Here is a 26601-nt window from a genome sequence, read left to right as displayed (position 1 = left end):
GATCATGCTGCATATGCAACAATATGTAAAAGCGTCATCGCTGGATGAGGCGTATACGCTGTTAATGAAAAATCGTAATCATCAAATTTTAGGAGGCATGCAGTGGCTGAAAATGCAAGATCGTGTGGTACCAATGGCAATTGATCTGCAGGCATTGCATCTGGATGAAATCAAGGAACAGGAAGACTATATTGAAATTGGTGCGATGTGTACATTGCGCCAGTTGGAAACAAGCCCGATTCTTTTAAAAGCCTTTGGTACGCTGATACAGGATAGTATCAAAGATATTGTAGGGGTACAATTTCGCAATACGGCAACGATTGGCGGCAGTTTGTATTCACGTTTTGGCTTTTCTGATATACTTACAGCTTTCATGGTATTAGATACAAGCGTGGTACTCTATCATCAAGGAGAAATAAAGCTGAGTGATTACAGCAAACAGCCTTATGAGCGTGATATCTTAACCCATATCCGCATCCGTAAAGAACCCCTTTTGACAAAATTTTTATGTATGCGCAAAAGTGCTACAGATTTATCCGTATTAAATTTTGCCATCGCCAAAACGGCGACTAACTATCGCATTGCTATTGGTGCCAGACCAAAGCGTGCAGAATTGGTGGTATTACCGGTAAGCTATAATGATAAGCAGATTGAAGAAGCCCTTTTCGCAATTGAGTTAGCGGATAATATGCGTGGCTCTAAGGAATATCGCAAAGCATTAGTACATGCCTTTGTACAAAAAAGCTATACAGCACTTCAGGAGGAAGCAACATGCAGATAACGATGATGATCAATGGACAGCGTATCACAGATGATATCAAACCGGATATGCTTTTATTAGATTTTTTACGTGCACATGGCTGTTACAGTGTCAAACGCGGTTGTGAAACAAGCAATTGCGGGTTATGTACGGTTTGGCTAGATGGTAAACCCATCTTATCCTGCAGTATGTTGGCTGTTCGCTGTGATGGACATGCTGTTACAACTTTAGAGGGCGTTGAACAAGAAGCACATGAATTTGCGGACTATATGGCGAAACAAGGTGCTGAACAATGTGGGTTTTGTTCTCCCGGCTTGATCATGAATGTTTTAGCTATGAAAAAGGAATTGCAGCAGCCCACACGTGAAGAAATTAATCACTACCTGGCCGGCAATTTGTGTCGCTGTACCGGTTATATGGGACAACTTAGAGCGATTGAAGCTTATTTACAAGAAAAAGGAGGCGAACAGGCATGAAACATATCTCACAGCCCGTTGTAAAAAAGGATGCCTATGCCTTATTAAGCGGTAAACCTGTCTATACCGGCGATATGGTGCCCAAAGATGCCTTGATCCTAAAACTGTTACGCTCTCCGCATGCCTATGCGCGCATCAAGGCCATTGATACAAATGCAGCCTTGAAAATTCCCGGTGTCGTCGCTATTTATACATGGAAAGATGTCCCGGATGTACGCTTTACCTTAGCCGGACAAACTTATCCTGAACCCTCTCCTTATGATCGTAAGATCTTAGATGAAATCGTACGATATGTAGGCGATGAAGTAGCCATCATTGCCGCAGAAACGCAAGATGCAGCTGAAAAAGCAATGAAGCTGATCAAGGTTGATTATGAGGTATATGAACCATTATTAGACTTTACCAAGGCCATTGATAATGAGATCATCGTACATCAAGAAGATAATTATCGTACGCTGTGTGAGATAGGCAATGCGCGTATGCGCAATATCTGTTCACAAGGGGAAAGCTGTGTCGGTGATATTGATGCGGCGTTTGCGGATTGTGATGTTATCTTGGAAAGAGATTATCATACAAAAGCCAATGCCCAAGCGATGATGGAAACCTTTCGCTCTTACGCCTATGTTGATACCTTTGAGCGTTTGAATGTCGTTAGCTCTACACAGGTACCTTTCCATGTCCGCCGTATGGTCGCCAACGCGTTAGAAATACCAAAATCCAAGATACGTGTTGTAAAACCACGTATTGGCGGTGGTTTTGGCGCAAAACAAACCGGTTGTTGTGAAATCTTCACTGGCTTTGTGACATGGAAATTGAAGCGTCCTAGTTATATCGTTTATAGTCGCGAAGAAACTTTTACAGCTAGCAATTCTCGTCATGAGATGAAGATGCATGTAAAGATCGGTGCGAAGAAAAACGGTGAGATCTTGGCGATTGATTTACATACCTTATCCAATACCGGCGCTTATGGTGAGCATGGTTCAACAACGGTTGGCTTAAGTGGCCATAAATCTTTGCCGCTGTACAATCATGTCAAAGCTAGTCGTTTTACCTATGATGTCGTATACACCAATACGATGCAAGCCGGTGCTTATCGTGGATATGGGGCAACGCAAGGACAATTTGCGGTGGAATCCGCTGTTAATGAATTGGCCGATGCCCTTCATATGGATCCTTGTGAACTGCGTTTCATGAATATCGTTGGTGAAAATGAAATCATGTCCCAATACTATAATGAACATCTCAACAGCTGTGCTTTAGATCGCTGTCTGAAAAAAGCTATGGAAATGATTGGCTGGAAAGAAAAACAGTTATGTCGTGATATGGGGAATAAGCGGCGTGGTCTGGGTGTTGCCTTATCCATGCAGGGAAGCGGCATTGCCAATGTCGATATTGCCTCGGTTATCATCAAGCTACAGGATGATGGTTTCTACACCTTATCTATCGGTGCTACCGATATGGGTACCGGCTGTGATACGATCTTAGCACAGATGGCAGCAGAATGTTTAGACTGTGAAGTTGAGCAAGTCGTTACACAGGCGGTTGATACCGATGCATCTCCTTATGATACCGGCTCCTATGCTTCTGCAACGACCTATGTCACCGGCATGGCGGTGGTGAAAGCATGTGAAGAGCTGAAACAAAAAATCATCAACGAAGCATCCATCTTGATGGAAGTGCCCAAAGAACATATCTGCTTTGATGGTGAACTGATTACGGCCGTTGAAGATAAGAAACAAATGAGTCTAAAAGACTTTGCCAATACTTGTTTTGAAGGAGGCAAAGGGGAAGTGTTGATTGCCAACGCATCCCATTGCTCACCTACCTCACCACCACCGTTTATGGTTGGAATTGCTGAAGTGGATGTCGATAAGCTGACTGGTGAAATTTCATTAGTGGACTATGTTTCGGTTGTCGATTGTGGTACGGTCATTAATACGAATCTGGCTAAAATTCAGGCGGAAGGCGGTATCGCGCAAGGTATCGGTATGGCCTTGTATGAGGATATCAGCTATAGCAAACAAGGAAAGATGCGCAATCGCAGCTTCCTGCAATATAAGATACCAACACGATTGGATGTCGGAACGATTCGTGTGGACTTTGAAAGCAGTTATGAAGACCATGGTCCTTTTGGGGCAAAGTCCATCGGTGAGGTTGTCATCAATACGCCGGCACCAGCCATTGCCTCCGCGATTGCTCATGCCAGTGGTGTACAAATCAGAACGTTACCGATTACCGCAGAAAAAATCCTGTTGAAAAAAGATGAAGATTGATCTGGTTATCTTAGCTGCCGGTTATGCCAGACGCTTTCAAGGAAACAAATTGTTACATGTCTGGCAAGGAAAACCCATCCTGGCACATGTGATGGATACTTGTCAACAAGTGGACTTTCATGCGATTCATGTGGTAAGTCAATATGAAGAAGTGTTAGCTTTGGCTCATACAAGAGGTATGCACGCTGTTAAGAATGATCATCCACAAAAAGGAATGTCATCTTCTCTTCAATTAGGTCAAAAAGCCGCCAAAGATGCGGATGCCATTGTCTTTCTTACCGGTGACATGCCTAAAATCAAGGCAGAAACTTTACAAAAATTATGTCATATGGCAGATGCACAACATATTATCTGTGCTGCGGTTCATGGAGCTATTCGCAATCCCATGCTGTTTCCAAGCTGCTGGTTTTCAGAATTTGATAGCTTAGTACATGAGGAAGGTGGAAAAACGATTGCCATGCGACATCAAGAAGCTTGTATCTTAATGGAAGTCAATGAAGCAGAAGTACAGGATATTGACACCAGAGAAGATTTACAACAATTTGACAATGCAATAGGTGGTTAGTGAAAAACTAGCCACTTTTGTTCTTGAAAAGCATGCTTATACAAAGAAAGTAATGTGGTTTAGATACATAAAAAATCAGGTAGGTATTTGCGTGATTTTTCGCTATAATAGATATAGAAAACATCATGAGATGTTTTGCTGGGAAAGCTTTTGAGAAATAAACAGAGCTATTTCTTTTAATGAGCATGTACAGGTAAAAGCCAACTGCCTCAACAGGTGAATTGCAAAGGTGCTAACTGCATCAACAGGAAACAATCATAGGTGCTACCGGCATTAACAAGATATTTAGAACTGGGAAAAGCATATGGAATAGCTCAATCGTTTATTAGGAAAGCAAACAAGAAAAAGGAGAAGAATATGAACCAAGCGTATCAATTGATTTGTTGCGATTTAGATGGAACCTTATTAAATGAGAAGGATGAAGTTAGTGAGAAGAATAAGGAAATGATTCAACGCTGTCGTAAACAAGGCATGCAATTTGCCATCGTCAGCGGACGCCCGGTGGAGGGGATCTTACAGCTCATCAAACAATGGCAGATGGAAGAGATGGTCGATTATGTCATTGGCATGAATGGCGGTGTTGTTTATCATTGTAAAACAGCAATCAAAAAAGAATATCATCGTTTAGATGGCGCGATCATTAAAGCAATCATGGAGCATTATGCTGGCTGGAAAGTACGCTTTATCATCTTTGATGGTGCTAAGCGTTATGTCAGCTATAGTGATGAAGAAACCAAAAGGCTTGCCGCATCATATTGTGAACAGGAAGTACAGACAGACATGTTTACTTTATGTGATGTCCCACGTAATAAGCTAATTGTGCAATGCTATCCACAAGATATGCCAAAGGTAGAGGCTCATGGTAAGCAGTATCACAATGCACAATGTGTTTGTTTTAAAACAGCGGCAGATCTATTTGAATTTGTAAATCCACAAGTAAATAAAAGCAGTGGTATTCAAAAGCTGTGTGAGGATATTGGAATAACGATGCAAGAGGTTCTTGCTTTTGGAGATACCAGCAATGATAATGAAATGCTGCGTGATGCTGGTTTGGGCGTATGGTTATGCAATGGCAGTGAAGATACCAAAGCCATGGCAGATGCTGTGGCAAAGGCGAATACAGAAAGTGGCGTTGGCTGTTTTTTAGAGGAATACATCTTATAGAAGCGATTATGCAAAGAGAAATTCAGTTTTTGAAAAAGAGTTTCTTTGTTTCCATACCTAATAAGGTAATAAAAGGAAATGGCTTTTAGGATAGGAAAAAACATGGTATAGTAGTACCTAGCGAGGTGTAGTATATGAAAATAGGTTTTATTTCTTTAGGCTGTAGTAAAAATTTAGTTGATAGTGAAAAGATGATGGGCATGTTGAAAAGTGGACATCATGAATTGGTTAAGGATGCGCAGGAAGCAGAAGCCATCATCATTAATACATGCGGATTTATTAATTCTGCGAAAGAAGAAGCCATCAATACGATTTTTAAGATGGCGGAATATAAAAAACAAAATTGTAAAAAGTTGATTGTGGTTGGCTGTCTGGCGCAACGTTATAAGGAAACCTTAGAGGCGGAAATTCCGGAAATCGATGCCGTCATCAGTATTCGCGAATACCCGCATCTACATGAGATTCTTCACTCTTTATTGGATGGGAAAGAACTTGTCAGCTATGGCAAAAGTGAGCGTATGGTATCAAGCAAGCCATGGACGGCATATTTGAAAATTGCCGAAGGTTGTAGCAATCGCTGTACCTATTGTGCAATTCCTTTAATTCGCGGTGATAATGTAACCTTTCCCATGGAACAATTGGTCCAAGAGGCCAAAGAACTGGCACAGCGCGGTGTTAAGGAATTGGTTTTAATTGCCCAGGATACGACAAAGTATGGAGTTGATTTATATGGCAAACGTTCTTTATTAGAACTGTTACAAAAGCTTCATGAGATTGATGGCTTTCATTGGATTCGTATCTTATATATGTATCCGGATGAAATTGATGAGGACTTAATTGAAGGTATGGCGAAGTTATCGAAAGTATTGCCATATTTTGATATTCCAATGCAGCATGCCAACAATCGTATGCTGGCAGCTATGAATCGTCGAGGCACTAAAGAGGAAGTCTTGGCATTGATTAAAAAGATTCGTAAGACGTATGCGGATCCTACTTTACGTACGACCTTTATCGTGGGCTTTCCCTCAGAAACACAGGAAGATTTTGATGAATTGATGCAGTTTGTGGAAGATGTTCATTGGGATCGCATGGGTGCTTTCACCTATTCTCCGGAAGAAGATACGCCGGCTTTTGATATGGAACAAAGTGTTGCAGAAGAAGAAAAACAGCGTCGTTTAGCAATTTTGATGCAGCGCCAGGAAGAAATCTCTTTAGCCAATCAACAAAAACGTATTGGTACGGTGATGGAAGTTTTGGCAGAAGCACAGGATGGCTTGACTGGCAAATATCGTGGACGTGGAGCAAACAGTGCACCGGATGAAGTGGATGGTATGGTCATTTTTACAAGTAAACAACCATTAGCCTTGGGAAGTTTTGTCCAGGTTAAGATTACCGAGGCCCTCCCTCATGATGTGATCGGAGAAGCTTTGTGTTAAAAGGCTTTGCCCCTATTATTGCCAAACAGCCGCGAGTAATGATCTTAGGCTCTATGCCATCTGTGACTTCTTTAGAGAAGCAGGAATATTATGGGTTTGCGCATAATCGCTTCTGGAAGATCTTGCATGCACAATTTGGGATGCCAATAGCTACCTATGAACAAAAGAAGGCAATCATTTTAACGCATCATATGATTTTATGGGATGTCATTGGAGAATGTGAACGAGAAGGCAGCTTGGATTCGGCAATTCGCAATGAAAAAGTAAATCCGATTGATGAGCTGCTAGAAGCGTATCCGGAAATTTCAATCATTATCTGCAATGGTCGTAAAAGCTATGAACTGTTTCAAAAACATTTTGCGCATTTGGATAAGCAAGTAATTTATTTGCCTAGTACCAGCAATGCGAATCGCACGATCAAAGAGGAAGCATTATTTGCAAAATGGATGCAGGTGTTATCTGCATATGATTTATAAAGTGCTGATGATTAGCACTTTTTTTCATGCTAGATGGAAAGCTGAAAACGTTTCTAGGATGAAAGGGTGATAGAAGAAGCAAATGATAACGACAAGATAAGTTACAAAAAGGGAATAGCTTTTTATTTTGATGTCTGCTTTTTAGGAAGAAAGTGCTATAATAATGGCTATATAAGAAGGGAGCGAGGCATATGCAGATACGCAAGTGTCAAAGTGATGAGGATATCCAACAGTTAGCAAAGCTGGCAAATGAGATATGGCATGAGTATTTTATAGATATTATTTCATTCGAACAAATAGAATATATGGTGGAGAAATTTCAAAGCTATCCGGCATTAAAAAAAGCCATAGAGGAAGAACAGTATACGTATTTCTTAGCCTTTGAGGAAACTGAATTGATTGGCTATTGTGGGGTGAAACCGGAAAAGGAACGCTTATTTTTAAGTAAGCTGTATTTAAGAAAAGATAAACGTGGGCAGGGCTTGGCTTCTTATTTATTAGAGGAAGCAATCAAGTTTGCGAAAGAACAAAACAAACAAGCGATTTATCTAACTTGTAATAAATATAATCAGCATAGCTTGGATGTATATCATGGCAAGGGATTTCAGGATATCAATGCAGTGCAGACAGATATCGGTCGTGGTTTCATCATGGATGATTATATCTTGGAAAAGGTGTTATCATAAAAAAAGGAAATAAAGATCTTTTGATGTTTTATCAAAGATTATATTATTTCTTTTTTATTTTAGTAAGGTTTATTTGATAGTTACTTTTTTTGGTTCTGCTTATGGCTTTTTTACCTGAAGATGCTATGCCCTATATCATCTTCATTTTTTATGATGGTATCATGGCTGCAACCTAAACCGTTTTCTTTCAGATACATAGAGTAAAACAAGAGGTGAAGAAAATGAAACGATTCGGGATAGATGTTTCTGAACATAATGGCATCATTGATTGGAAAGCTATAAAAAGGGCTGGAGTAGAGTTTGCCATTATACGATCAAGTTATGGACATTTTGTAGAAGATCAGCAATTTCGTCGTAATGTAAAAGAATGTGAAAGATATAAGATACCATATGGCCTTTATCATTATTCCTATGTTGCCAATCATGCACAAATGAAAGAGGAGGCAGAAGGTTTTTTACGACAGTGTCGTTCCTGTAAGCCAGCGTATCCTTGTTTTATTGATATGGAAGATGCTGATGGTTGGAAAGCCAGACATGGTGTGAGTGATGCAATGAATATCGAAACGGTATATTATACTTGTGATACCTTAGAAAAAGCAGGATATTATCCCGGTGTTTATGCAAATTTGGATTGGCTTGAGCATCGTATAAATTCGCCGCGATTAGATCGATTTGATAAATGGGTAGCACAATGGGCTAGCAAAATCACATATGATAAACCATATGGCATGTGGCAATTTAGTGATAAGGGAACAATTAATGGATATCGTGGATGGTTGGATTTTGACTATGCCTATAAGGATTATCCAAAAATTATCAAGGAAAAAGGCTTCAATGGGTTCAGTAAAGATGATGGAAATTCCTCGAAACCAGAGAAACCAAAACCATATTTACGCTATCATGTAGGGGATCATGTACATTACAGTGGTTTATGGACACAAAGCAATGGTGGCAATTGGTATCCTCTTAGCTCACTGAGGGTGAAAGAAGGCACGATAACAAAAGTGATAAAAACAGCGCAACATCCGTATCTTATCGAGCATAATATTGGCTGGGCAAATAATCAGGTAATTGAAGATGCACAAAAACCATCCATTCATTTCCATGTGGGTGAGCTTGTTCGCTTTGATGGCTTATGGACAGCCAGTGATGGAGGTATCTGGTATTCAAAAGATCAATTATTGATAAAATCAGGAAGGATAACAAAAGTAATAAAAGGTGCAAAGCATCCATTCCTTATCAATAATGGATTGGGCTGGGCATCCGCAGCTGTGCTACACCATATATAAAAAAAGACACCCCATCTGGGATGTCTACATAAACAAGTGATGATTATAGAACGTTTACGTTTGCGGCATGATCTCCACGATCATTTGTTTTAATATCGAAGCTTACTTTCGCTCCTTCTTCTAATGTACGGAAACCATTACCCTGAATTTCTGTGTAATGTACGAAAATATCATTTCCTTCATCAGAAGTGATAAATCCAAATCCTTTGTCTGCGTTAAACCATTTTACTTTTCCTGTACTCATGTTATAGTACCTCCATTTTTCTGTATAAGAGGCGCCTCAAGGTATTAAAAAACACATATGTGAAATTGTACTTTGAGATAATTACAATTTCTGATATGTGAATATTGAAATCATAGTTATTTTGCTCGTTATTACTTCTTCAGTATAACATAATAATTTCAAATAGCAAGTGTTTTAAAAAAGAATTCGTTTGACAAGCGTGTAAATAAAGCATACACTTACTATATGAGGTAAGGAAATGACAACTAACGAAAAAAAAGTGTTTCATCCCACATTGGGCATTTGTACCATCACGGAATATGACCGTAAAAGTGATCGTATCACGATGATATCTTTAGATGGTAACCAAAGCGTCATTCCATATAAAAATATGGATAAGGCCGGTGTCAGAGAAATCATGGATATTGCTACAGCGCGATTGATTCTGGACAGAATTTTTCATCCGGCGATTCACGCGGATTATGGAAAAGAATTAAGTGAACTTTTAAAAATGCGGAATTATTCGAATATTGATATGAATGCACTGGTGGATGTTTATATTTATTTAATGAATTGGAAATATGCAGAAAGAAAATGTGGCATGAAAAATCAGGAGTGTTTGGAGCGTATTCAGGAGCGCCTTTGTGATGAACTGGCATTTGTGTTAGATGTAGGGAAGGAACAACTCATTGCTCATTTAATTGCCTGTTATGAAAATTTAGCTTAATGAATGAAAGATCGTTTTTCTTTCATTTTTTTTATTATCATATGAGCACCATAGATGATATGCTATGGCAGAGCAAGCTTTCTTATTGTGGGTCCAGAAGAGCGGCATAGAAATATAAAAAACGGAAATTTTATTAAATTTCCGTTTGTTTATGTAATGGTGACCCCTCAGGGAATCGAACCCTGGACCCACTGATTAAGAGTCAGTTGCTCTGCCAGCTGAGCTAAGGAGTCATCACTTAACTTGCTCAGTTATTATACCAGATATAAAACAAATTTCAAGTGTTTTCTTTAAAAAAGTAATAAAAGTTAGCGCATTTTTATCACGTAGATATCTTATTACAGTTCATTACCATAATGCTATCATGGCTTGCTTAAACAGATGTGTAGGAAAAAATTCATAAATAAAAAAGAATAGTGAAGATGGATAGAAATGATAAATATGTGATTATGTGGTATCCGGTAGCATTTATGGAAAGGTTTAGGAATTTATTGTATAATGGTAACAGTTATGGAAGGAAGGATATCCATGTTTTTCAGAAAAAATAAAGCAAAACCGGAAAAGAATGAAGATTTTATCGTAGCAGACACACAGGACTTACATGAGGAAATGATAGAGTCATTAATCGCGATATGTGAAGATGGAATTAGTTATGAAGATGCCTTTGTTTTATCAGATGAAGATATTTATGTATATGCTGATATTTTATCCATCCATGATAATGTGGTGCAGATTTTATTTCAGTTACATCATGACTGGTTAGAAGACACGATATTTGAAGCCATAGCAGCAAGTGGAAGTAGTGTACATGATGCCATCTTAAACGCCTGTAAACAGTATTATGATCAAGTTTTATCGTTATATAGAAAAGCCATCCGCAATGATGAGAAACAATATACTTGTGAGGGATTTACACAAGAACGTCATTTTTTCGATGTATTTGCCAGTAAACTTGGCGGTATCGGAAAAAAAGAAGGACCGGATGTAGATTATTGGGCAATGCTGAAAGAGGCAATCTGTTTGCGCTTAGGCAATAAAAAGGTGTATTGGGTAAAAGTGTTTGCTTCAAAGGACAAAGAAAATGCCACAGCTGAAGTATGGATCAATGGCAAAGAGGCTAAAGAACTTAGTCAAAAGCTTTTGGCATATGCCATAAACTGGGATACCATCAGTGCTATTCATACGGAAAAACAGTGTTTTCTGTTTGTTCAACAGGAACGCAGTTATGAAAAAAGTGATTTCACGAAGAATGAAATACAGGAATATACACGCAAAGCATTGCAGGCTTTTGAAACATGCAAAGGTAAACAAGAACATGTAAAGATACGTTCTCAGCTCATAAAATGGTGTGAGGATGATTCTTTAGCATATGAGATTTTCTGCTTTCTTCCGGAATTATATTGTAAATATGCATATCCTTATGTAGAATTTGGTGAAAAACTCTTTTTAGTGAAGAAAAATGAAAAAACGCGTGAATTATATCAGAGTCAGCTACAGTCTTATGCGTATATTGAAGAGGTAGTTAAACAACATTTTGAAGAGGATGATATTGAAAATTCATGTATCCAGAATGTATTAGCTTTTAGTGCGAATGCCAAAGCAATCCAGAAAGCTATTGAACAAGGGGATTCTCCAGCGGATCTATTCGTACCTGGAATTGGCTATTTTGTCCGCGATGGTTATCAATTAAGATAACCGCCATCCATTTAAAAGATGGTTCGTATATGGTATAAGCGTAAAGCTGAATGAAGAAAAGCGTGTACATACGCAAGAATCATCTGCATAAAAGAAAACAGCGAATGCAAAGATGAAGTACCGTTTCTAAAAAAGGTTTGACATGGCAGTGAATTCATGGTATGCTTAACAAGCAGAAAAGTTAGTGGAAAGTTAGAAGCACCCCTTCTCACCTGATGTCTGAAGACGTAGGTAAATGCTACATCATATTAAGAATTACATGATGATATTAGCGGGTGCATAGTGAGTACCCGCTTTTCTTATGGCAACAAAATGGAGGTGTCTATTATAAACAAGAGAGTTATTCCTAACAATGTAAACGACGATTTAGTAAATGAAAAGATTAAGTTCAAGGAAGTCATGGTGATTGATGCTAATGGCGATAAACTTGGAGTTAAGATGCGTCGTGAAGCTTTAGAGATTGCATACAACCAGGAACTGGATTTATTGTGTGTAGCTCCAAAAGCACAGCCACCGGTTTGTAAAGTGCTGGATTATGGTAAATATCACTTCGAACAGCAGAAGAAAGCAAAAGAAGCGAAGAAGAAACAGCATGTAACCGAGGTGAAGCCAATTCGACTGTCTCCGGTCATTGACCGCCACGATTTTGAAACCAAAATGCGTCATGCACGCAAATGGATCGAGGATGGAATGAAAGTTAAAGTGGATATGCGATTCCGCGGACGCTTGATTACGAGACTCGAGGTTGGTAAAAAGATTATGAATAGCTTCACTGAAGAAATTTCTGATATCGCAGTTATTGAAAAGAAACCAATTCTGGAAGGTAATACGATGTCATGTGTTCTGGCACCGAAGAAGAAATAGTTATTTATAGGAGGTACTACTTATGCCAAAGATGAAATCACATAGAGGTTTAGCAAAACGTATTAAAACAACTGGTTCCGGTAAACTGAAAAGAAGTCACGCTTATACTTCTCACCGTTTCCACGGTAAGACACAGAAACAGAAACGTCATTTAAGAAAAGCATCTACGGTACACAACACAGATTTCAAACGTATCAAACAGATGCTGGTGAAGTAAGATAGGAGGAATATAAACATGGCTAGAGTTAAAGGTGGATATACAACACGTCAAAGAAGAAAGAAAGTATTAAAGTTAGCAAAGGGTTATTATGGAGCAAAACACTTGCTGTATAAAACTGCACACGAGCAGGTAATGCACTCTTTCAAATACGCATACAATGACCGTAAAGATTTAAAACGTGAAATGCGTAAATTATGGATCGCACGTATCAACGCTGCAGCAAGAATGAATGACATTTCTTATTCAAGATTGATGCACGGTTTGAAATTAGCTAACGTAACGATCAACCGTAAAATGCTGTCAGAAATTGCTATTCACGATGAAAAAGGATTCACAAAAATCGTTGAAACAGCAAAGGCTGCATTGGAAAAAGCTGCTGCTTAATTGAGGTATGTATAAATGAATGACACACGGCATACGCTGAATGAACTTCTGGTAGATCTCTTTAATTACATCCTGTTGATTGAAGAGAAGAATCTGCGGGATCAAGGTGTCAGCTTATCCATGACAGAGGTACATATTCTGGAAGCCATTGACAAAAGTGAATCCAAGATGATGTCCGCAATTGCCAAGCGATTGATGGTAACACAAGGAACACTCACCGTTTCAGCTTCAAAGCTTGTTAAAAAAGGATATGTGGAGCGTGTCAAGGATGAACGTGATAAACGTATCGTGCGTCTTCAATTGACTGATCGAGCAGTACATGTCCTTGAAGTTCACAATGATTTTCATGCGAAGATGATTGATAAGCTACTAAATGAGCTGGAGCTGGATAAGGAACAGGAACTGATACAGTCTTTACGAAATCTGATGGATTTCTTTAAATCTCATTACTAATATAACGTCTGTTCATACAGGCGTTTTTCTATTCTATGACACCTTTTATGAATACGAACTAGAACATATGCAGGTTTTATTAGAATTTCTTATACTTGCGATATGTGAACAAGCATAGTTACTTTTGTGATTGTCCTCATAACGTGTTCTTGTGAAATCTGAAAAGAAAAAGAGAAGGTTAAGCACATTATTTCATGCGATTTGCTATTATCGTGACTATCATGTCCGCAAAAAGAAAATAAAAAAGTAAAACATCGTCATAATTCAAAACAGTTTTATGCTATACTATAAGTACAAGTTAATAAAAAATTACGAGAAAGCGAGATGAGAAACAGAACAGACTGTTTTTATCATGTCGCTTTTTTAGCGTATGGGAAAGGAGAATCGCATGAAAACGATTGCTGTTATCGGTGCTGGCATTGTCGGATCTTTTTTAGCATATGATCTGACACAATATGAAGAAGTAGAGGTAATATTATTTGAAAAACATGGGGATGTTGCACAAGAAACAAGTAAGGCGAATAGTGCTATTGTTCATGCTGGATATGATCCTGTAGATGGTACTTTAAAGGCAAAATTAAATAAACGCGGAGCCAAGATGTATCAAAACATATGTAAGCAGTTAGGCTGTGGTTATCAGGCTTGTGGAGGCTATGTATTGGCAAGCAATGAAGAAGAGGTAGAGATCTTACAGGAATTGTATGCAAGAGGTAAAAAGCGCGGTATCACTGTGGAGATAAAAGAACGTGAAGAAGTAGTAAAGAATGAAAAAAACTTGAGTAAACATATTCGTAAAGCTTTGTGGGTGCCAGATACAGCTATCATCACTCCATGGGAAGTATGCGAGGCTCTTGTAGAAGAGGCTTTATGGAATGGCTTACAGCTTCATTTGCATGAAGAAGTGTTGGATATTAAAGCATGCGAAAAGGGATATGTCATAAGAAGTGATAAAGGACAATATTCTGTGGATATGCTTGTGAATGCTGCTGGCTTAGGTGCACAAAAGATCATGGAAATGGTGGAGGCAGAATCCTTATTTACGATTACACCAAAACGTGGTCAATATTATGTTCTAGCTAAGCGTAGTCAACCTTATGTATCCCATGTGTTATATCCTGCCCCATCTAAAGCGGGAAAAGGTGTTTTGGCAGTGCCTACCATACATGGTAATATTTTGTTAGGACCAACGAGTGAAATATTAAAGAAGGTGGATAATGCCACAACAACGTCAGGCTTACAAGAAGTACAGGAAAAGGTGGAAAAAATCATTCAACATGTACCTTATCAAGAAGTTATCCATAGTTACAGCGGATGTCGGCCTACTGGTAATAACAATGATTTCTATATCGAAGAATCAAGAAGGTGCAAGGGGATTTTTCATTTAGGATGCATTGATTCACCAGGCTTAGCATCAGCACCTGCCATAAGTGAATATGTGATCGTAGAACTCATGAAACTTCCGTTGACTTTTCATAAGAAAAAACATATTGTGCATCGTCAAAAACCACTCATTATGCGAAACTTAAGTGAAACAAAACAGCAAGCCCTCATACAAAAGCATCCGGGCTATGGACATATCGTCTGTTATTGTGAGCAGATCAGTGAGCAAGAAGTGGTCGATTGTATCCATCGAAAGTGTGGTGCCCATAGCATTGCGGGGGTAAAAATGCGTGTGCGCCCAGGAATGGGGAAATGTCAGGGAGGGTATTGTGAAGTAGAAATCGCTAAACTATTGGCAAGAGAATTGCAAATACCATTGCACGAAGTGCAATATGATGAAGACAGCTATTATGAGGTGGCAAAGGAGGGGAGACGATGAAACAGGTAGATATGATCATTATCGGAGGTGGCAGTGCTGGAATGAGTGCAGCTATTGCGGCCAAAGAAGCTGGTATAGATAATATCTTGATCTTAGAGCGTAAGGAAGAACTCGGTGGAATTTTGCAGCAATGTATTCATAATGGTTTTGGCTTACAGACTTTTCATGAAGAGTTAAGTGGTCCTATGTATGCGCAACGCTTTATAGATCAAATTCATGCTTATCGAATTCCCTATCGTTTATGCAGTGATGTTGTATGGATCGATGAGAGATTACGTGTACAATATGTTAATGCAGAAGAAGGCTATGTATGGGTACAGGCGAAAACGATTCTTTTAGCTTGTGGCTGTTATGAACGTAATCGCGGAGCCATCAGTATTCCTGGAAAACGGCTGCCTGGTGTCTATACGGCAGGCAGCGCACAGCGTTTTTTAAATCTTGAAAATATTCTCGTTGGCAAGAACATCTTCATCTTGGGAAGTGGTGATATCGGACTCATCATGGCAAGACGTATGACACTGGAAGGGGCAAACGTGTTGGGGGTAGCTGAAATTATGCCATATTCCAATGGCTTAAATCGAAATATTGTACAATGCTTAAAAGATTTTGCGATTCCTTTATATTTATCACATACAATCGTTGATATTCAAGGGGATTTTCATGTGGAACGTGTAGTCATTGCCCAGGTAGATGAACATCGCAACATTCTTCCAAAGACACAGAAAAGCTTTGCGGTTGATACCTTATTATTGTCCATTGGGCTGCTTCCGGAAATGTCATTAGCAGATCATTTGGATATGGAAATGGATAGTAAGAGCAAAGGGGCAAAAGTAAACGCACATTATGAAACAAGTATTCCGCATATCTATGCTTGTGGGAATGCTTTGCATGTCCATGATATTGTGGATTTTGTCAGTATGGAGGCTCATGAAGCGGCTTTATGTGCCGTTCAAGATATCAAAGGGCAGTATCACCGACAGAAACAATTTTCTACGCAAGCTGGGTCAGGTATTTCCTATGTATTGCCGCATTCTGTTGATGCCCAGCCTTCACAAAACATCACCCTTTGTGTTCGTTCCATTAGACCTTATAAACAGGTGATGATCAACATACGAACAGGGGATCGTATTATCAAAACCATAACAAAACGCTATCTATTACCTTCTGAAATGGAACGAATTATTTTAAAACTATCAGATATTGGTATTTTAGAGGAATCATTAATTGTGGAGGTAAAAGAGTCATGAAAAAGACATTTGACTGTATTGTTTGCCCAATGAGTTGTCATTTAGAAGTGACGAAGCAAAAAGATGATATACAAGTCAGAGGAAATAGCTGTTTGAAAGGAGCAGCCTTTGCTCGTCAGGAGATGATAGAACCTATGCGCATGTTAACGACGACCATACGTATAGAACATGCTATCTATCCATTACTGCCGGTGATTACTTCAAGAAATGTTCCAAAAGCTAAATTATTTGCTATAATGGAAGTATGTAAACACGTTTGCGTAAGTGCGCCGGTGCATGTAAATGATGTGATTGTAAAAAATATTGCGGACAGCGGCGCAGACTTATTGGCATCAAGAAGCATGGAAAGAAGGATTTGATGATCATACAGAACATCTTGCCGGTGATATCCGATTGGAAGACATTTGAAGCCTTTCTAAAGGGGTCTTATACATGGTGCATCCTCATGGATTTTCATATGAACTTTATGGAGGACTTGGTAAAACAGTTGCATGAGCATAACAAAAAAGGCATCGTGCATATGGATTTGATTCATGGTATTGCCAATGATCAATATGGTACACAATATATGTGTCAGAAGGTACATGCAGATGGAATTATATCAACAAAGCCGAAAGCGATTGAAGCTGCTAAAAGCAATCAATGCATTTCGATCTTACGTATTTTCATGATTGATTCACGCTCCTTTATGCGTTCTGTACACATGGCATCAGCTTTACAGCCGGATTATATTGAAGTTTTACCAGCTTTATTACCGGGGATTGTTAAAAAGTTGCATGCCTATTGCAATATTCCAGTCATTGGCGGTGGTATGATCGAGAATCAAGAAGATATCGCCAAGTGTTTATCCGGTGGTATGCAGGCAGTATCAACTAGTCATAGAGAACTATGGGAAAGTGTGGAGAAATAAAAAGAGCATTGGTGTTAGGTGGTGGCGGAAGTAAAGGTGCCTATGAAATCGGTGTATGGAAGGCTTTAGATGAGATGCATCAGCAATTTGATCTGGTTTGTGGAACAAGCATTGGGGCAATGATCGGGGTATTGTATGTGCAGCATGATTATCCTAAGGCTTATGATCTGTGGAAAGATCTGAAGGTGGAAGATATCATGGTAAATGGTGTTAATTTGGATAAAGATATCGAATTGATCATGTCTCAGAAAGGGAAATATGCCGACTTTTTATCAAGCTATATCCATCATAAAGGTGCAGATATTACACCGTTTATTGAAACAATCACACCTTTATTTGATGCAGATGCCTTTTTCAACAGTGACATTGATTATGCCTGTATGACCGTTAATTTCACACGCCGCCAACCGCATCCATTTCTAAAGCAAAAGATGGACAGAGATCGTGTCATTGATTATGTTTTAGCTAGCGCTTCATGTTTCCCGGCATTTCCAATGAAAGAGATTGATGGGGAATACTATCTTGATGGTGGCTATCATGACAATGTACCGATTGAACTGGCACGCAGCTTAGGCGCTCAACAAATCGTAGCCGTTGATTTAAAAGCTGTTGGAAAAAATCAAATTCATGAACCACAGGAAGATACTATTTACATAGAACCCTATGTACCCTTAGGAAGCTTTCTGCTATTTGATACGAAACGAATTCATCGCAATATGCAGCTAGGGTATCAAGATACTATGAAGAAATTTCATAAGCTTCTTGGTTCTATTTATACCTTTTCCTTAAACGATGAAAAAGCCATTGCGCATTTGGATGATCAGCTACAAAAAGCATTGGAACAAATTGATGATCTATTGGATCATGAAACTATGCTTAATGTGGTAGAAAAGGTTGTTCATCATCGCGTCTTGAAAGGTCTTGCGCCTTATCAATATCATACGTTTCCTTTCTTTGCCTTGTTAGAAAAAACGGCATGGATATTTGGATTAGCAGATATTGGCATTTGGCAGTTACAAGCATTTGTAATTGAAATCTTACATGTTGCTGACGCGCATATAAGCATATTTGAAAAGATGAAGGCTAGCCGCATTTCCGTGGGTGACATCATCGTGGCATTGAAAAATGAAAGTGAATTAGAAATCATTTGTTATATTTATCAGTATCTATTGGATACTCAAAATAAGCAAAGTGATCGTTTCACTGGGTTAAAAGCTATCAGTGTCGTATTTAATGACTCTTTTTTGAAGGCTTACATGCTATATGCCTTGCATATGAATTTTTTGAAGATGGAAGGGTAAGAAAAGAATGCTCATGTATAGCTGAAGATGCAAGAAATCTCTTTTTAAAAAACTTTATTAAAAAGATAAAACGTCATCCTGAAAGAATCTTGGCATTCTTGTAGGGATGCGTTTTTATTCATATGATAGTAAGCATGTTATCTATGATCAAGAAAAAAACGATCTTGTTTACTTTAACGGGTATAAAGGAAGCTAATAAGTTTGCATCATCATAAGATGATCTATGCGCGACACCTTCCACTGTTTGTTGGCACAGGTATTTCCACTATGATATAATGGTACTTGAAAGGTGTGTTTAACTATGAAGTATAAATTTCATGATGAAAAAGTGTTGCACAGAATAAAACCATGGGTTTATCTGTCGACCTATATATTGCTGTTGGCTTTTTTTCTTATGCATGTACAAGATGTAGTAAATGGTTTTGACTTTGTGTTATCTTTGTTTCGCTCTTTGTTATATGCTATCGTATTTGCCTATGTCTTAAATTTACCGATGAAAAAGATTGAATCTTTTATCATCCGCCATACAAAAGAAACATCGCTTTTGCGTAAAAGAAAACGCATGGTTTCCATGTTTCTGACATTTTTAATTGCTTTTTTGTTACTAATCATCATTGGCAGCATCATCTTGCCAAGCATTATCGATTCACTGATTTCACTTATGCAAAATCTTTCGTCGTTTTTTACCGATATTGTTAAAAATATAGATGAGATATTAAAATATTTTCATATTGATTATCGTATTGAAGACATTCAACAGGTGGAACAATTCATAAAAATGCCATGGGAGAAGATTGTCAGCAATGCGATAGCCTTTCTTTCGGGTAGTGCCAGTGGCATTTTATCTAGTGCCTCTAATTTCATCTCATCTTTTGCCGTTGGTTTTACGGGTTTTATGTTTTCTTTATATTTATTAAGTGGGAAAGAAAATTTTATCCGCCAATTGCGTAAGGTAACAGCTGCCTTTTGTGGATATGATGCATCTTTGATTGTCTTCCAATATGCAAGTCGTGTAAATCGTATTTTCTCAAGTTTTATTGGTGGACAGTTAACCGAGGCATGTATCTTATGGGTATTATATTATGTATGCATGCGTTTGTTTCAATTCCCATATCCGGAACTTATCTGTACCCTTATTGCCGTTTGTTCTTTAGTTCCTGTATTTGGATCCATGTTTGCGATGAGTGTTGGTGCTGTCATGATGCTTTCACACGATCCTTTGCAAAGTATTTGGTTTATTGTCTTCTATCAGGTAATCAGTTATTTTGAAGACAATGTAATTTATCCACGCGTGGTTGGGAATTCTGTTGGCCTGCCAGGCTTATGGGTATTATTGAGTATTTTTGTCTTTGGTGATTTATGGGGCGTATTTGGTATGGTGATGGCTGTTCCTACAACTGCTTGCTTGTATGTATTCTTTGCTGAATTTATAAATAATCGATTAAGAAAGAAACGATTGCGTATTGAAAATGATACGTTAGTTCAAGAGGAAATACATGATGAAAAAACAATTTCATAAAGTTGTGTCAAAATTCACGTTAGTATTTCTTATTATAGGAATGCTAGTAGGAGGTTGTAAAGAAAAGGAAACATCAAAAGTAGCTGTTCGTTTGCCTTCCTTTCCTGCGATAAAATCAAGTATCCAAAAAATTGCTTGTGTTGGGGATAGCATCACATATGGCTCCACTTTACAAGATAGGAAAAGCGAAAGTTATCCATCACAGTTATCAAAACGATTCGGGAACACCATCCAAGTCAAAAATTTTGGTGTTGATGGTGCAGCTGTACAGAAAACAGCAATCTTATCGTATTGGAATTGTAAGGAAATGAGCGAAAGTCTTTCTTATCAAAGCGATGTCATCTTTTTGATGCTTGGTACAAATGATTCTAAAAGTGTAAATTGGCAAAATGTTGAGGCTTTTAAAAAAGATTATATATCCTTAATTGAAACATATCAACAAGCATTGCCTAAAGCTGTTATATACCTAATGTTACCTTCGACAATGTATTCAATCCGTGAAGATGGTACATTAATTCACCAATTTTCACAAAGTAACATGAAGGAAATACAATCCGTTATTAAATCCATCGCAAAAGAAAAACAGCTGCCGCTTATTGATATTCATAGTGTCACAGCTGACCATGAAGAGTATTATCGTTATGATGGTATACATCCAAATGCAGATGGAGCAGCCTTCATCGCACAAACAGTCTATGACAGACTTGTGATAGATCAGCTAGAAGCCTTCTTACGTATCTTTGTAAATTGGGAGATCAAAGCGATGAAAATACTTATTGAAGCAAAATAAGAGTGCCGAGGAGGAATGAGAATGCCGTGGTGCAAGAAAGAAGATACAACAAATGCCATCATAACGGCAAAGCGTAATATGCAAAGTTCTCACCATGATGTAAAGATGATACAAAAGTTGCCGGAAATTGCTATTCTGTTCTTCATAGGGAAAGCTATACCTTATGTTTTGCGCACCTATGAATGTGATGAGCTATCCGCCAAATTTCCACGCTTTTTAAATCCATGCCCAATATATCGTTTTAAGAACATGGAAGCATGTTTTTTGGATGGAGGCAGAGGAGCACCACAGGCTGCAGATACTTTGGAAACGTTAGCGGAACTAGGAGTAAAAACGATTATATCTGTAGGCATGATAGGAGCCTTTCATCCTGCTTTCCATGTTGGTGATATACTTATCCCTTCCCATGCGTTAGCTGAAGAAGGAACTTCTCATCATTACTATGAAGATCTCATCTTTGCGTATCCTGCGCATCCTTTATGGGAAGAGCTAAAAAATCTATTGCCACAAGCGAAAAGTGAGCCAATTGTGAGCTGTGATGCTATTTATCGTCAAACCCTGCGAAAAGAAGAGCAATGGCGTAGGCAAGGCTGTGTCGGTGTTGATATGGAGACCTCTGCCATTATGAGCATTGGAAATTACCGGCATTTGCAGACAGCAGCAATTCTTATGGTTTCTGATGTTCATTCACATGAAACAGAGCATTGCGCTTGGGAATGGAAGGTGACAGATGCAATGCGAGAGGCTTTTACACGTACTTGTATCTCTTGTGTACAACGCTTATCCAGTGATAAAGAAATAACGAAATGAATGGATGGAAAACATCTCTTCTGATACACATAAAAAAACAGAAGGCAAATGAAGTGCACCCCATAATTTGGACATACAAATTATGGAGGTGCATTTTAATATGTCAAAGTTAACCAGAGAACAAAAAATAGAAATATACGCTAGAAGAAAGAATGGAGAAACAGTTTCCTCTTTAATTAAAGAATTTAAAATCAGATCAGAGGCAGTAAACTATATAGTTAGTCTCATTGATCTTCACGGATTTGATATTTTGAGAACTGATAAAAATAACTATTATTCAATCATGATGAAACAGGAAATAATAGATAAGGTTCTGATTGATAATTGTTCAATACGCTCTGTAGCTTTAGAATACGGATTATTATCAAGAGGTATGTTGCAAAAATGGATTTGTTCGTATAAAAAGCATGGATGTGTTATAGTAGAGAAGACAAAAGGAAGGTCATCTGCTATGAAAAAGAAAAATGTAATTATCAAACCTTATGATGAAATGGATGATAAAGAAAAGGTTAAATATAACGAGGATCGTATTCAATATTTAGAAGCGGAGAATGAATACTTAAAAAAATTGCAAGCTGTAGTTCAAGCACGGAAGAATCGACAATCGAAGAAAGAGTAAAGATTGTCTTTGAATTACGGCTGAAATATCCTTTAAAGATTCTTCTTGAAACATCCAAGATACCAAGATCAACTTATTACTATACCGTTTCTAAAGTTGATAAAGATACCGGAAATGATGAAGTAATGAATAACATCATTGATATCTTCTATACTCATAAAGGGCGCTATGGATACCGCAGAATTACTTTAGAACTTACCAATAAAGGATTTCATATCAATCACAAAAAAGTAAAACGATTGATGAAGCGTTTAGGCTTATATGGAATTGCACCGAAAGCAAAATACAAATCCTATAAGGGAGCCATAAACGGAACCGTAAAAAACCAATTATTAAATAAAGTAGTGGATGAAGAAAATCATAAGACATGCTACGAAAGAGATTTTACAACTACAAAGTGTGATGAGAAATGGACAACCGATATATCCGAATTTCATATCGCAGCCGGCAAGCTATATCTATCGCCCATATTAGATATGCACAGTCGTGAAATCATATCGTTCAGCATATCAAATAGTCCTAACTATGAACAAACGAAAGAAATGCTTAATTACGCTTTTAAAACGCATAAAGACTTGAAAGGATTGATCTTTCATTCCGATCAAGGATGGCAATACCAAATGCAGCCTTATCATAAAGTATTGAAAAAACAAGGAATTATCCAATCAATGTCACGAAAAGGAAATTGTCTTGATAACTCACCTATGGAGAACTTCTTTGGGATTATGAAACGAGAAATGTTTTATGGACATGAATATGAATTTAAAACATTAGATGAATTACGTATTGCCATGAAAGAATATATCAAGTATTATAATACACAAAGAATCACAGTAAAATTAAAAGGATTAACTCCTATACAATATAGGAATCAATCCTTAATCAGTCGGGTGTGATAATCTGTGTCCAACTTTATGGGTGCACTTCAAAATTCGCTTGGTGAGCTGCCTTCTGCTTTTTTGTTATTATTTGAATAATTCTTCCTGATGGGATGCAAAAACATATTCATCAATCGTATTTTTGATACGGTCTTTGATCAATGCTTCCGGATCATTTTCTAAAACACCTTCACGTACTTTTGTATACTGAATTGGCATAAACTGTGATAAAGCGGCGAGAGAGATACCTTCTTTACGCAGATTAGCAATCAATTTATCTTTCGCTGCTGCAACCTTAGGATTTGGCATATAATAACGGCTGCGATCAGAGAAACTGAATTTACGTTTGAACCATAATGCGTTATCATCACCATGATAATGTTTGCACCAGTTCTTAGGTTCTTCTAACATAGCTTCTTCCAAAACATCAATAAAATGTGATTTTTCATCATCTCTGCCATGGAACTGCATATCTTCCATATATGCTAATGCAAACAATGCTTCACGCATGCCATAGGTCATTCCTGGACCTACCTTCAAGATGCCAACACCATCTTCTACAAGTTCGCGTAGTTTGTATTTTGTCTGATAATCGGTAGAATGTCCTTCAAATACCAGATTAGGGAAATCTTTAATGCTTGCCATTAAATCTTTTGCTTTCTCGCGATCATATTCCGTACATCCGGCATCTTTTTCTTCTACACCTGGTTGAACAACCACGGCGATGACATCCTTCCAGATATCGTCCAATCCTTCTTTTTTGAATGCTGCTTCAAATGCTGCAACCGTTGCCTTGAAATCTTCAACTCGTGTTACCTGCATGCCGGCATCTGCTTCCTGAGCACCGCCAGGAATAGGTACTTCACTACCTACGATATAGACAGGACGAACAGCATCAGGATTGGTTTTTAAAACTTCCTGGTAAGTATCTTCACATACACGTGCAAGTTCAGCACCGCGGCGAGCGATGGTTTCATCACTTAAGCGAACATTTGGATCATCGTCTGCTACCTTCATGCTGGTATCGATATGAATCTTAGTGAATCCGGCAGCGACATAGCAACGAACCAATTCACGAGCCATTGCCATGGCTTCTTTTTCTGGCTTAGAAGCAAAGGTCAATGGTCCTAAATGATCTCCGCCCAAGAATACACGATCTTTTGCCAAGCCTACTTTATCAGCTTTCTCCATAACGAAGTTCATGAAGTCAATAGGCTTCATTCCTGTATAACCACCATTTTGATCTACTTGATTTGCGGTAGCTTCAATCAGCACACAGGAATCATCACGTTTTGCAGCCTCTAAAGCAGCTTCAATGACATAATCATTCGCACTGCAGCAAGAATAAATTCCTACCGGCTGACCATTTTTCTGTTTTACTACAATTTGTTTTAATGGATTTGCGTTTGGCATTATAAAACCCTCCTTATCTAATTCAAATTATAACACGAATAAAAAGAAAGTAAACGGATACATATCGGCTTGCTAGTTTGTATAAAAGTTTTATTCAAAAATGCAAATTTCATGAATACAATGAAGTAGATGCATCTTGCAAAGCCTGTTATGTCAGATATTGTCGAGAAATCACTAGTTTTGTAAAGACTATGAAAAGGCATTGTATTCAATAGAATTCCTTGCTATACTATGGGCTAATGCAAGAATGTGATTCATTTGTGATTTGAGGTGTTTTGTGTGAATAAAAAAGAACTGGCAATCTTACAAAATATACAGCATTTGATACAGCAGTTGGATTGTGGAGCAGATGATGAGGAACAAAAACCAAACGTAAGCAGTTTCGCCAATCGAATGCTTGCTTTAAGTAAGATTACATGCTGGCGATATGAACCTATGAGTAATATGTTATTTTTTACAGATGAGAAAGGGTCTAAAAAGCATCCAAGTGGATGCTCTCTTACCCTTTTCCTTAAGGAGTTGAATAGAAAAGACCGTCAAAATATGCTAGATGCCTTTCATCGATTGTTAACAGAAAGTTGTGATGAAATAACCTTTACTTTTGCTAAGCCTTTTAAAAATGGTCAGCATTGGTATGAAGTACATGCCTGTCGTTATGAAAAATGTATCATAGGGACGATGTGTTTATTACGTCATGAAGATGAACAAGCTCAAAAAGCGTTGCAGGATAAACAAAAATTCGAACTGTTAATGAGCATTGCCAATGTTTTTGTATGGGAGTATGACGTAGGAAAAAAGGTGTTTTCTGCGAATGAGTCACTTTGCCAAAAACTTGGTGTTCCGCATAAAACCTTTCCAATCAAAGAGTTAAAAAAGGTCTTAAAAATTGAACGTCTAGACGACTTTTTAAAAAATATACATGAAAAACAACAGCAAGATCACAGCGTCATTCATATCACCAATCCTTATGGGGATATGCAGTTTATCTTTGAGACCAGTTTTAATTCTATTATTGATAATGAGGGAAAATGTATTCTGGTTTTGGGAACCTTGCATGATATAACAGAACAGGAAATCTTAAAAGATAAGGCTAGTCGTGATGATCTGACAGGGTGTTTTAATCGGGGAAGTGCCGATGTAACACTTTTAAATACCTTTAAACGTTTTCAAGAAACGAGGGAACAATATATGATCATCTTTTTCGATATTGATAAGTTTAAAGAATATAATGATACCTTTGGACATGATGCCGGTGATTATGTCTTAAAACGTTTTAGTTTGTTGATCATGCAGGAAATTAGAAGCAGTGATCGATTGTTCCGATGGGGTGGAGATGAATTTTTATTACTATGCAGTGGCATTGCAAAAGAAAATATGTATACGTATATTGATCGCTTGCGCAGAGTGATTGCCTGTGCACAGTTCACATATAGTGGTAAGAAGTTTCGCGTTACCACAAGTATTGGCGCAGCGTATTATTATGCCAATGATACGACTTATCAAGATGCGATGAAGCGGGCAGATCGCAGTGTGTATAAATCGAAGCTAGCAGGACGTAATAATGCCTGTATGCTGTTGAAATAGTAGTATAGTATGTTTAGTTG

Annotated in this window: 27 protein-coding genes and 1 tRNA gene; 25 read left to right on the top strand and 3 right to left on the bottom strand. The window is 38.1% G+C overall.

Annotation, left to right across the window (positions count from 1 at the left end; all coding sequences use genetic code 11):
- Positions 1-4: 4 nt before the first annotated feature.
- The 9 genes from ACESSZ_RS06815 to ACESSZ_RS06775 all read left to right on the top strand — a co-directional run bounded on the left by ACESSZ_RS06815 (position 5) and on the right by ACESSZ_RS06775 (position 9125).
- Positions 5-781: an FAD binding domain-containing protein gene (locus ACESSZ_RS06815; RefSeq protein WP_331866811.1), complete on the top strand. Its 777-nt coding sequence runs from the start codon at positions 5-7 to the stop codon at positions 779-781.
- Positions 772-1236 (top strand): (2Fe-2S)-binding protein, encoded by a 465-nt coding sequence (locus ACESSZ_RS06810; RefSeq protein ID WP_331866812.1) that lies wholly within the window; start codon positions 772-774, stop codon positions 1234-1236. Before ACESSZ_RS06815 ends, ACESSZ_RS06810 begins: the two co-directional genes overlap by 10 nt.
- Positions 1233-3509 carry a xanthine dehydrogenase family protein molybdopterin-binding subunit gene (locus tag ACESSZ_RS06805; RefSeq protein ID WP_331866813.1) on the top strand — a complete coding sequence of 759 codons (2277 nt, stop codon included), beginning with the start codon at positions 1233-1235 and terminating at the stop codon, positions 3507-3509. Before ACESSZ_RS06810 ends, ACESSZ_RS06805 begins: the two co-directional genes overlap by 4 nt.
- Entirely contained in the window at positions 3499-4074 is a 576-nt protein-coding gene (locus tag ACESSZ_RS06800) for a nucleotidyltransferase family protein (RefSeq protein WP_119983526.1), read from the top strand. The genes ACESSZ_RS06805 and ACESSZ_RS06800 overlap by 11 nt, the downstream gene beginning before the upstream one ends.
- Before the next feature lie 357 nt (positions 4075-4431).
- Entirely contained in the window at positions 4432-5238 is an 807-nt protein-coding gene (locus tag ACESSZ_RS06795) for a Cof-type HAD-IIB family hydrolase (RefSeq protein ID WP_008689067.1), read from the top strand.
- A 134-nt stretch (positions 5239-5372) separates the two neighbouring features.
- Entirely contained in the window at positions 5373-6674 is a 1302-nt protein-coding gene (gene rimO / locus ACESSZ_RS06790; RefSeq protein ID WP_331866814.1) for a 30S ribosomal protein S12 methylthiotransferase RimO, read from the top strand.
- Positions 6668-7150 (top strand): DNA-deoxyinosine glycosylase, encoded by a 483-nt coding sequence (locus ACESSZ_RS06785; RefSeq protein ID WP_008689065.1) that lies wholly within the window; start codon positions 6668-6670, stop codon positions 7148-7150. The genes rimO and ACESSZ_RS06785 overlap by 7 nt, the downstream gene beginning before the upstream one ends.
- 191 nt (positions 7151-7341) lie before the next feature.
- Positions 7342-7836, top strand: a complete 495-nt coding sequence (locus ACESSZ_RS06780; protein WP_008689064.1) for a GNAT family N-acetyltransferase — start codon at positions 7342-7344, stop codon at positions 7834-7836.
- A 221-nt stretch (positions 7837-8057) separates the two neighbouring features.
- On the top strand, positions 8058-9125 hold the full coding sequence (locus ACESSZ_RS06775; protein WP_132223811.1) for a glycoside hydrolase family 25 protein: 1068 nt from the start codon (positions 8058-8060) through the stop codon (positions 9123-9125).
- A 43-nt stretch (positions 9126-9168) separates the two neighbouring features.
- Here ACESSZ_RS06775 and ACESSZ_RS06770 read toward each other — a convergent pair whose 3' ends face one another.
- Positions 9169-9369, bottom strand: a complete 201-nt coding sequence (locus ACESSZ_RS06770; RefSeq protein ID WP_008689062.1) for a cold-shock protein — start codon at positions 9367-9369, stop codon at positions 9169-9171.
- A 238-nt stretch (positions 9370-9607) separates the two neighbouring features.
- Here ACESSZ_RS06770 and ACESSZ_RS06765 point away from each other — a divergent pair, with 238 nt between their 5' ends.
- Positions 9608-10075, top strand: a complete 468-nt coding sequence (locus tag ACESSZ_RS06765; RefSeq protein WP_008689060.1) for a hypothetical protein — start codon at positions 9608-9610, stop codon at positions 10073-10075.
- A 157-nt stretch (positions 10076-10232) separates the two neighbouring features.
- On the opposite strand, the gene ACESSZ_RS06760 is transcribed toward ACESSZ_RS06765, so the two are convergent.
- A tRNA-Lys gene (locus ACESSZ_RS06760) sits at positions 10233-10308 on the bottom strand.
- 295 nt (positions 10309-10603) lie between these two features.
- Between ACESSZ_RS06760 and ACESSZ_RS06755 the strand changes: the two genes are divergently transcribed.
- The 14 genes from ACESSZ_RS06755 (at position 10604) to ACESSZ_RS06690 (ending at position 23602) form a co-directional block, all read left to right on the top strand.
- Positions 10604-11770 (top strand): DUF6348 family protein, encoded by a 1167-nt coding sequence (locus ACESSZ_RS06755; protein ID WP_008689058.1) that lies wholly within the window; start codon positions 10604-10606, stop codon positions 11768-11770.
- Positions 11771-12082: 312 nt separating this feature from the next.
- Positions 12083-12634 (top strand): translation initiation factor IF-3, encoded by a 552-nt coding sequence (gene infC / locus ACESSZ_RS06750; protein WP_020991162.1) that lies wholly within the window; start codon positions 12083-12085, stop codon positions 12632-12634.
- Between the two features lie 22 nt (positions 12635-12656).
- Positions 12657-12851, top strand: coding sequence for a 50S ribosomal protein L35 (gene rpmI / locus ACESSZ_RS06745; protein WP_008689053.1), 195 nt, complete (start codon positions 12657-12659; stop codon positions 12849-12851).
- An 18-nt stretch (positions 12852-12869) separates the two neighbouring features.
- Positions 12870-13238, top strand: a complete 369-nt coding sequence (rplT, locus tag ACESSZ_RS06740; protein ID WP_008689051.1) for a 50S ribosomal protein L20 — start codon at positions 12870-12872, stop codon at positions 13236-13238.
- A 15-nt stretch (positions 13239-13253) separates the two neighbouring features.
- Positions 13254-13691 carry a MarR family winged helix-turn-helix transcriptional regulator gene (locus ACESSZ_RS06735; protein WP_008689050.1) on the top strand — a complete coding sequence of 146 codons (438 nt, stop codon included), beginning with the start codon at positions 13254-13256 and terminating at the stop codon, positions 13689-13691.
- A 388-nt stretch (positions 13692-14079) separates the two neighbouring features.
- Complete coding sequence (locus ACESSZ_RS06730; protein WP_008689049.1) at positions 14080-15510, top strand: NAD(P)/FAD-dependent oxidoreductase; 1431 nt, start codon at positions 14080-14082, stop codon at positions 15508-15510.
- On the top strand, positions 15507-16757 hold the full coding sequence (locus tag ACESSZ_RS06725) for an NAD(P)/FAD-dependent oxidoreductase (protein ID WP_008978919.1): 1251 nt from the start codon (positions 15507-15509) through the stop codon (positions 16755-16757). Before ACESSZ_RS06730 ends, ACESSZ_RS06725 begins: the two co-directional genes overlap by 4 nt.
- The gene (locus ACESSZ_RS06720) at positions 16754-17116 is read left to right on the top strand and encodes a DUF1667 domain-containing protein (RefSeq protein ID WP_331866815.1); all 363 of its coding nucleotides are present in this window, start codon (positions 16754-16756) and stop codon (positions 17114-17116) included. The genes ACESSZ_RS06725 and ACESSZ_RS06720 overlap by 4 nt, the downstream gene beginning before the upstream one ends.
- Positions 17116-17667: a glycerol-3-phosphate responsive antiterminator gene (locus ACESSZ_RS06715; RefSeq protein ID WP_331866816.1), complete on the top strand. Its 552-nt coding sequence runs from the start codon at positions 17116-17118 to the stop codon at positions 17665-17667. Before ACESSZ_RS06720 ends, ACESSZ_RS06715 begins: the two co-directional genes overlap by 1 nt.
- Positions 17646-18968, top strand: a complete 1323-nt coding sequence (locus tag ACESSZ_RS06710; protein WP_331866817.1) for a patatin-like phospholipase family protein — start codon at positions 17646-17648, stop codon at positions 18966-18968. The genes ACESSZ_RS06715 and ACESSZ_RS06710 overlap by 22 nt, the downstream gene beginning before the upstream one ends.
- A gap of 301 nt (positions 18969-19269) precedes the next feature.
- Positions 19270-20487, top strand: a complete 1218-nt coding sequence (locus tag ACESSZ_RS06705) for an AI-2E family transporter (RefSeq protein WP_331866818.1) — start codon at positions 19270-19272, stop codon at positions 20485-20487.
- Positions 20465-21277: a GDSL-type esterase/lipase family protein gene (locus ACESSZ_RS06700; RefSeq protein WP_499842722.1), complete on the top strand. Its 813-nt coding sequence runs from the start codon at positions 20465-20467 to the stop codon at positions 21275-21277. The genes ACESSZ_RS06705 and ACESSZ_RS06700 overlap by 23 nt, the downstream gene beginning before the upstream one ends.
- Positions 21278-21298: 21 nt before the next feature.
- Positions 21299-22087 carry a nucleoside phosphorylase gene (locus tag ACESSZ_RS06695; protein WP_132223823.1) on the top strand — a complete coding sequence of 263 codons (789 nt, stop codon included), beginning with the start codon at positions 21299-21301 and terminating at the stop codon, positions 22085-22087.
- A 100-nt stretch (positions 22088-22187) separates the two neighbouring features.
- Positions 22188-23602, top strand: a protein-coding gene (locus tag ACESSZ_RS06690; protein WP_499842721.1) for an IS3 family transposase whose coding sequence is annotated in 2 segments (ribosomal slippage) — positions 22188-22700 and positions 22703-23602 — 1413 coding nt in all. Because the reading frame shifts where the segments join, the coding sequence is not laid out codon by codon here.
- 69 nt (positions 23603-23671) lie between these two features.
- Here ACESSZ_RS06690 and ACESSZ_RS06685 read toward each other — a convergent pair.
- On the bottom strand, positions 23672-24997 hold the full coding sequence (locus tag ACESSZ_RS06685; protein WP_008689039.1) for a class II D-tagatose-bisphosphate aldolase, non-catalytic subunit: 1326 nt from the start codon (positions 24995-24997) through the stop codon (positions 23672-23674).
- 279 nt (positions 24998-25276) lie between these two features.
- Here ACESSZ_RS06685 and ACESSZ_RS06680 point away from each other — a divergent pair, with 279 nt between their 5' ends.
- Entirely contained in the window at positions 25277-26581 is a 1305-nt protein-coding gene (locus tag ACESSZ_RS06680; protein WP_499842720.1) for a sensor domain-containing diguanylate cyclase, read from the top strand.
- Positions 26582-26601 lie beyond the last annotated feature (20 nt).

The organism is Eubacterium sp. 3_1_31 (genome assembly GCF_964249515.1).
GTDB lineage: Bacteria > Bacillota_I > Bacilli_A > Erysipelotrichales > Erysipelotrichaceae > Longicatena > Longicatena caecimuris.
Note: the sequence above shows the minus strand (reverse complement) of the source record. Positions and strands in the feature narration are given on the sequence as shown.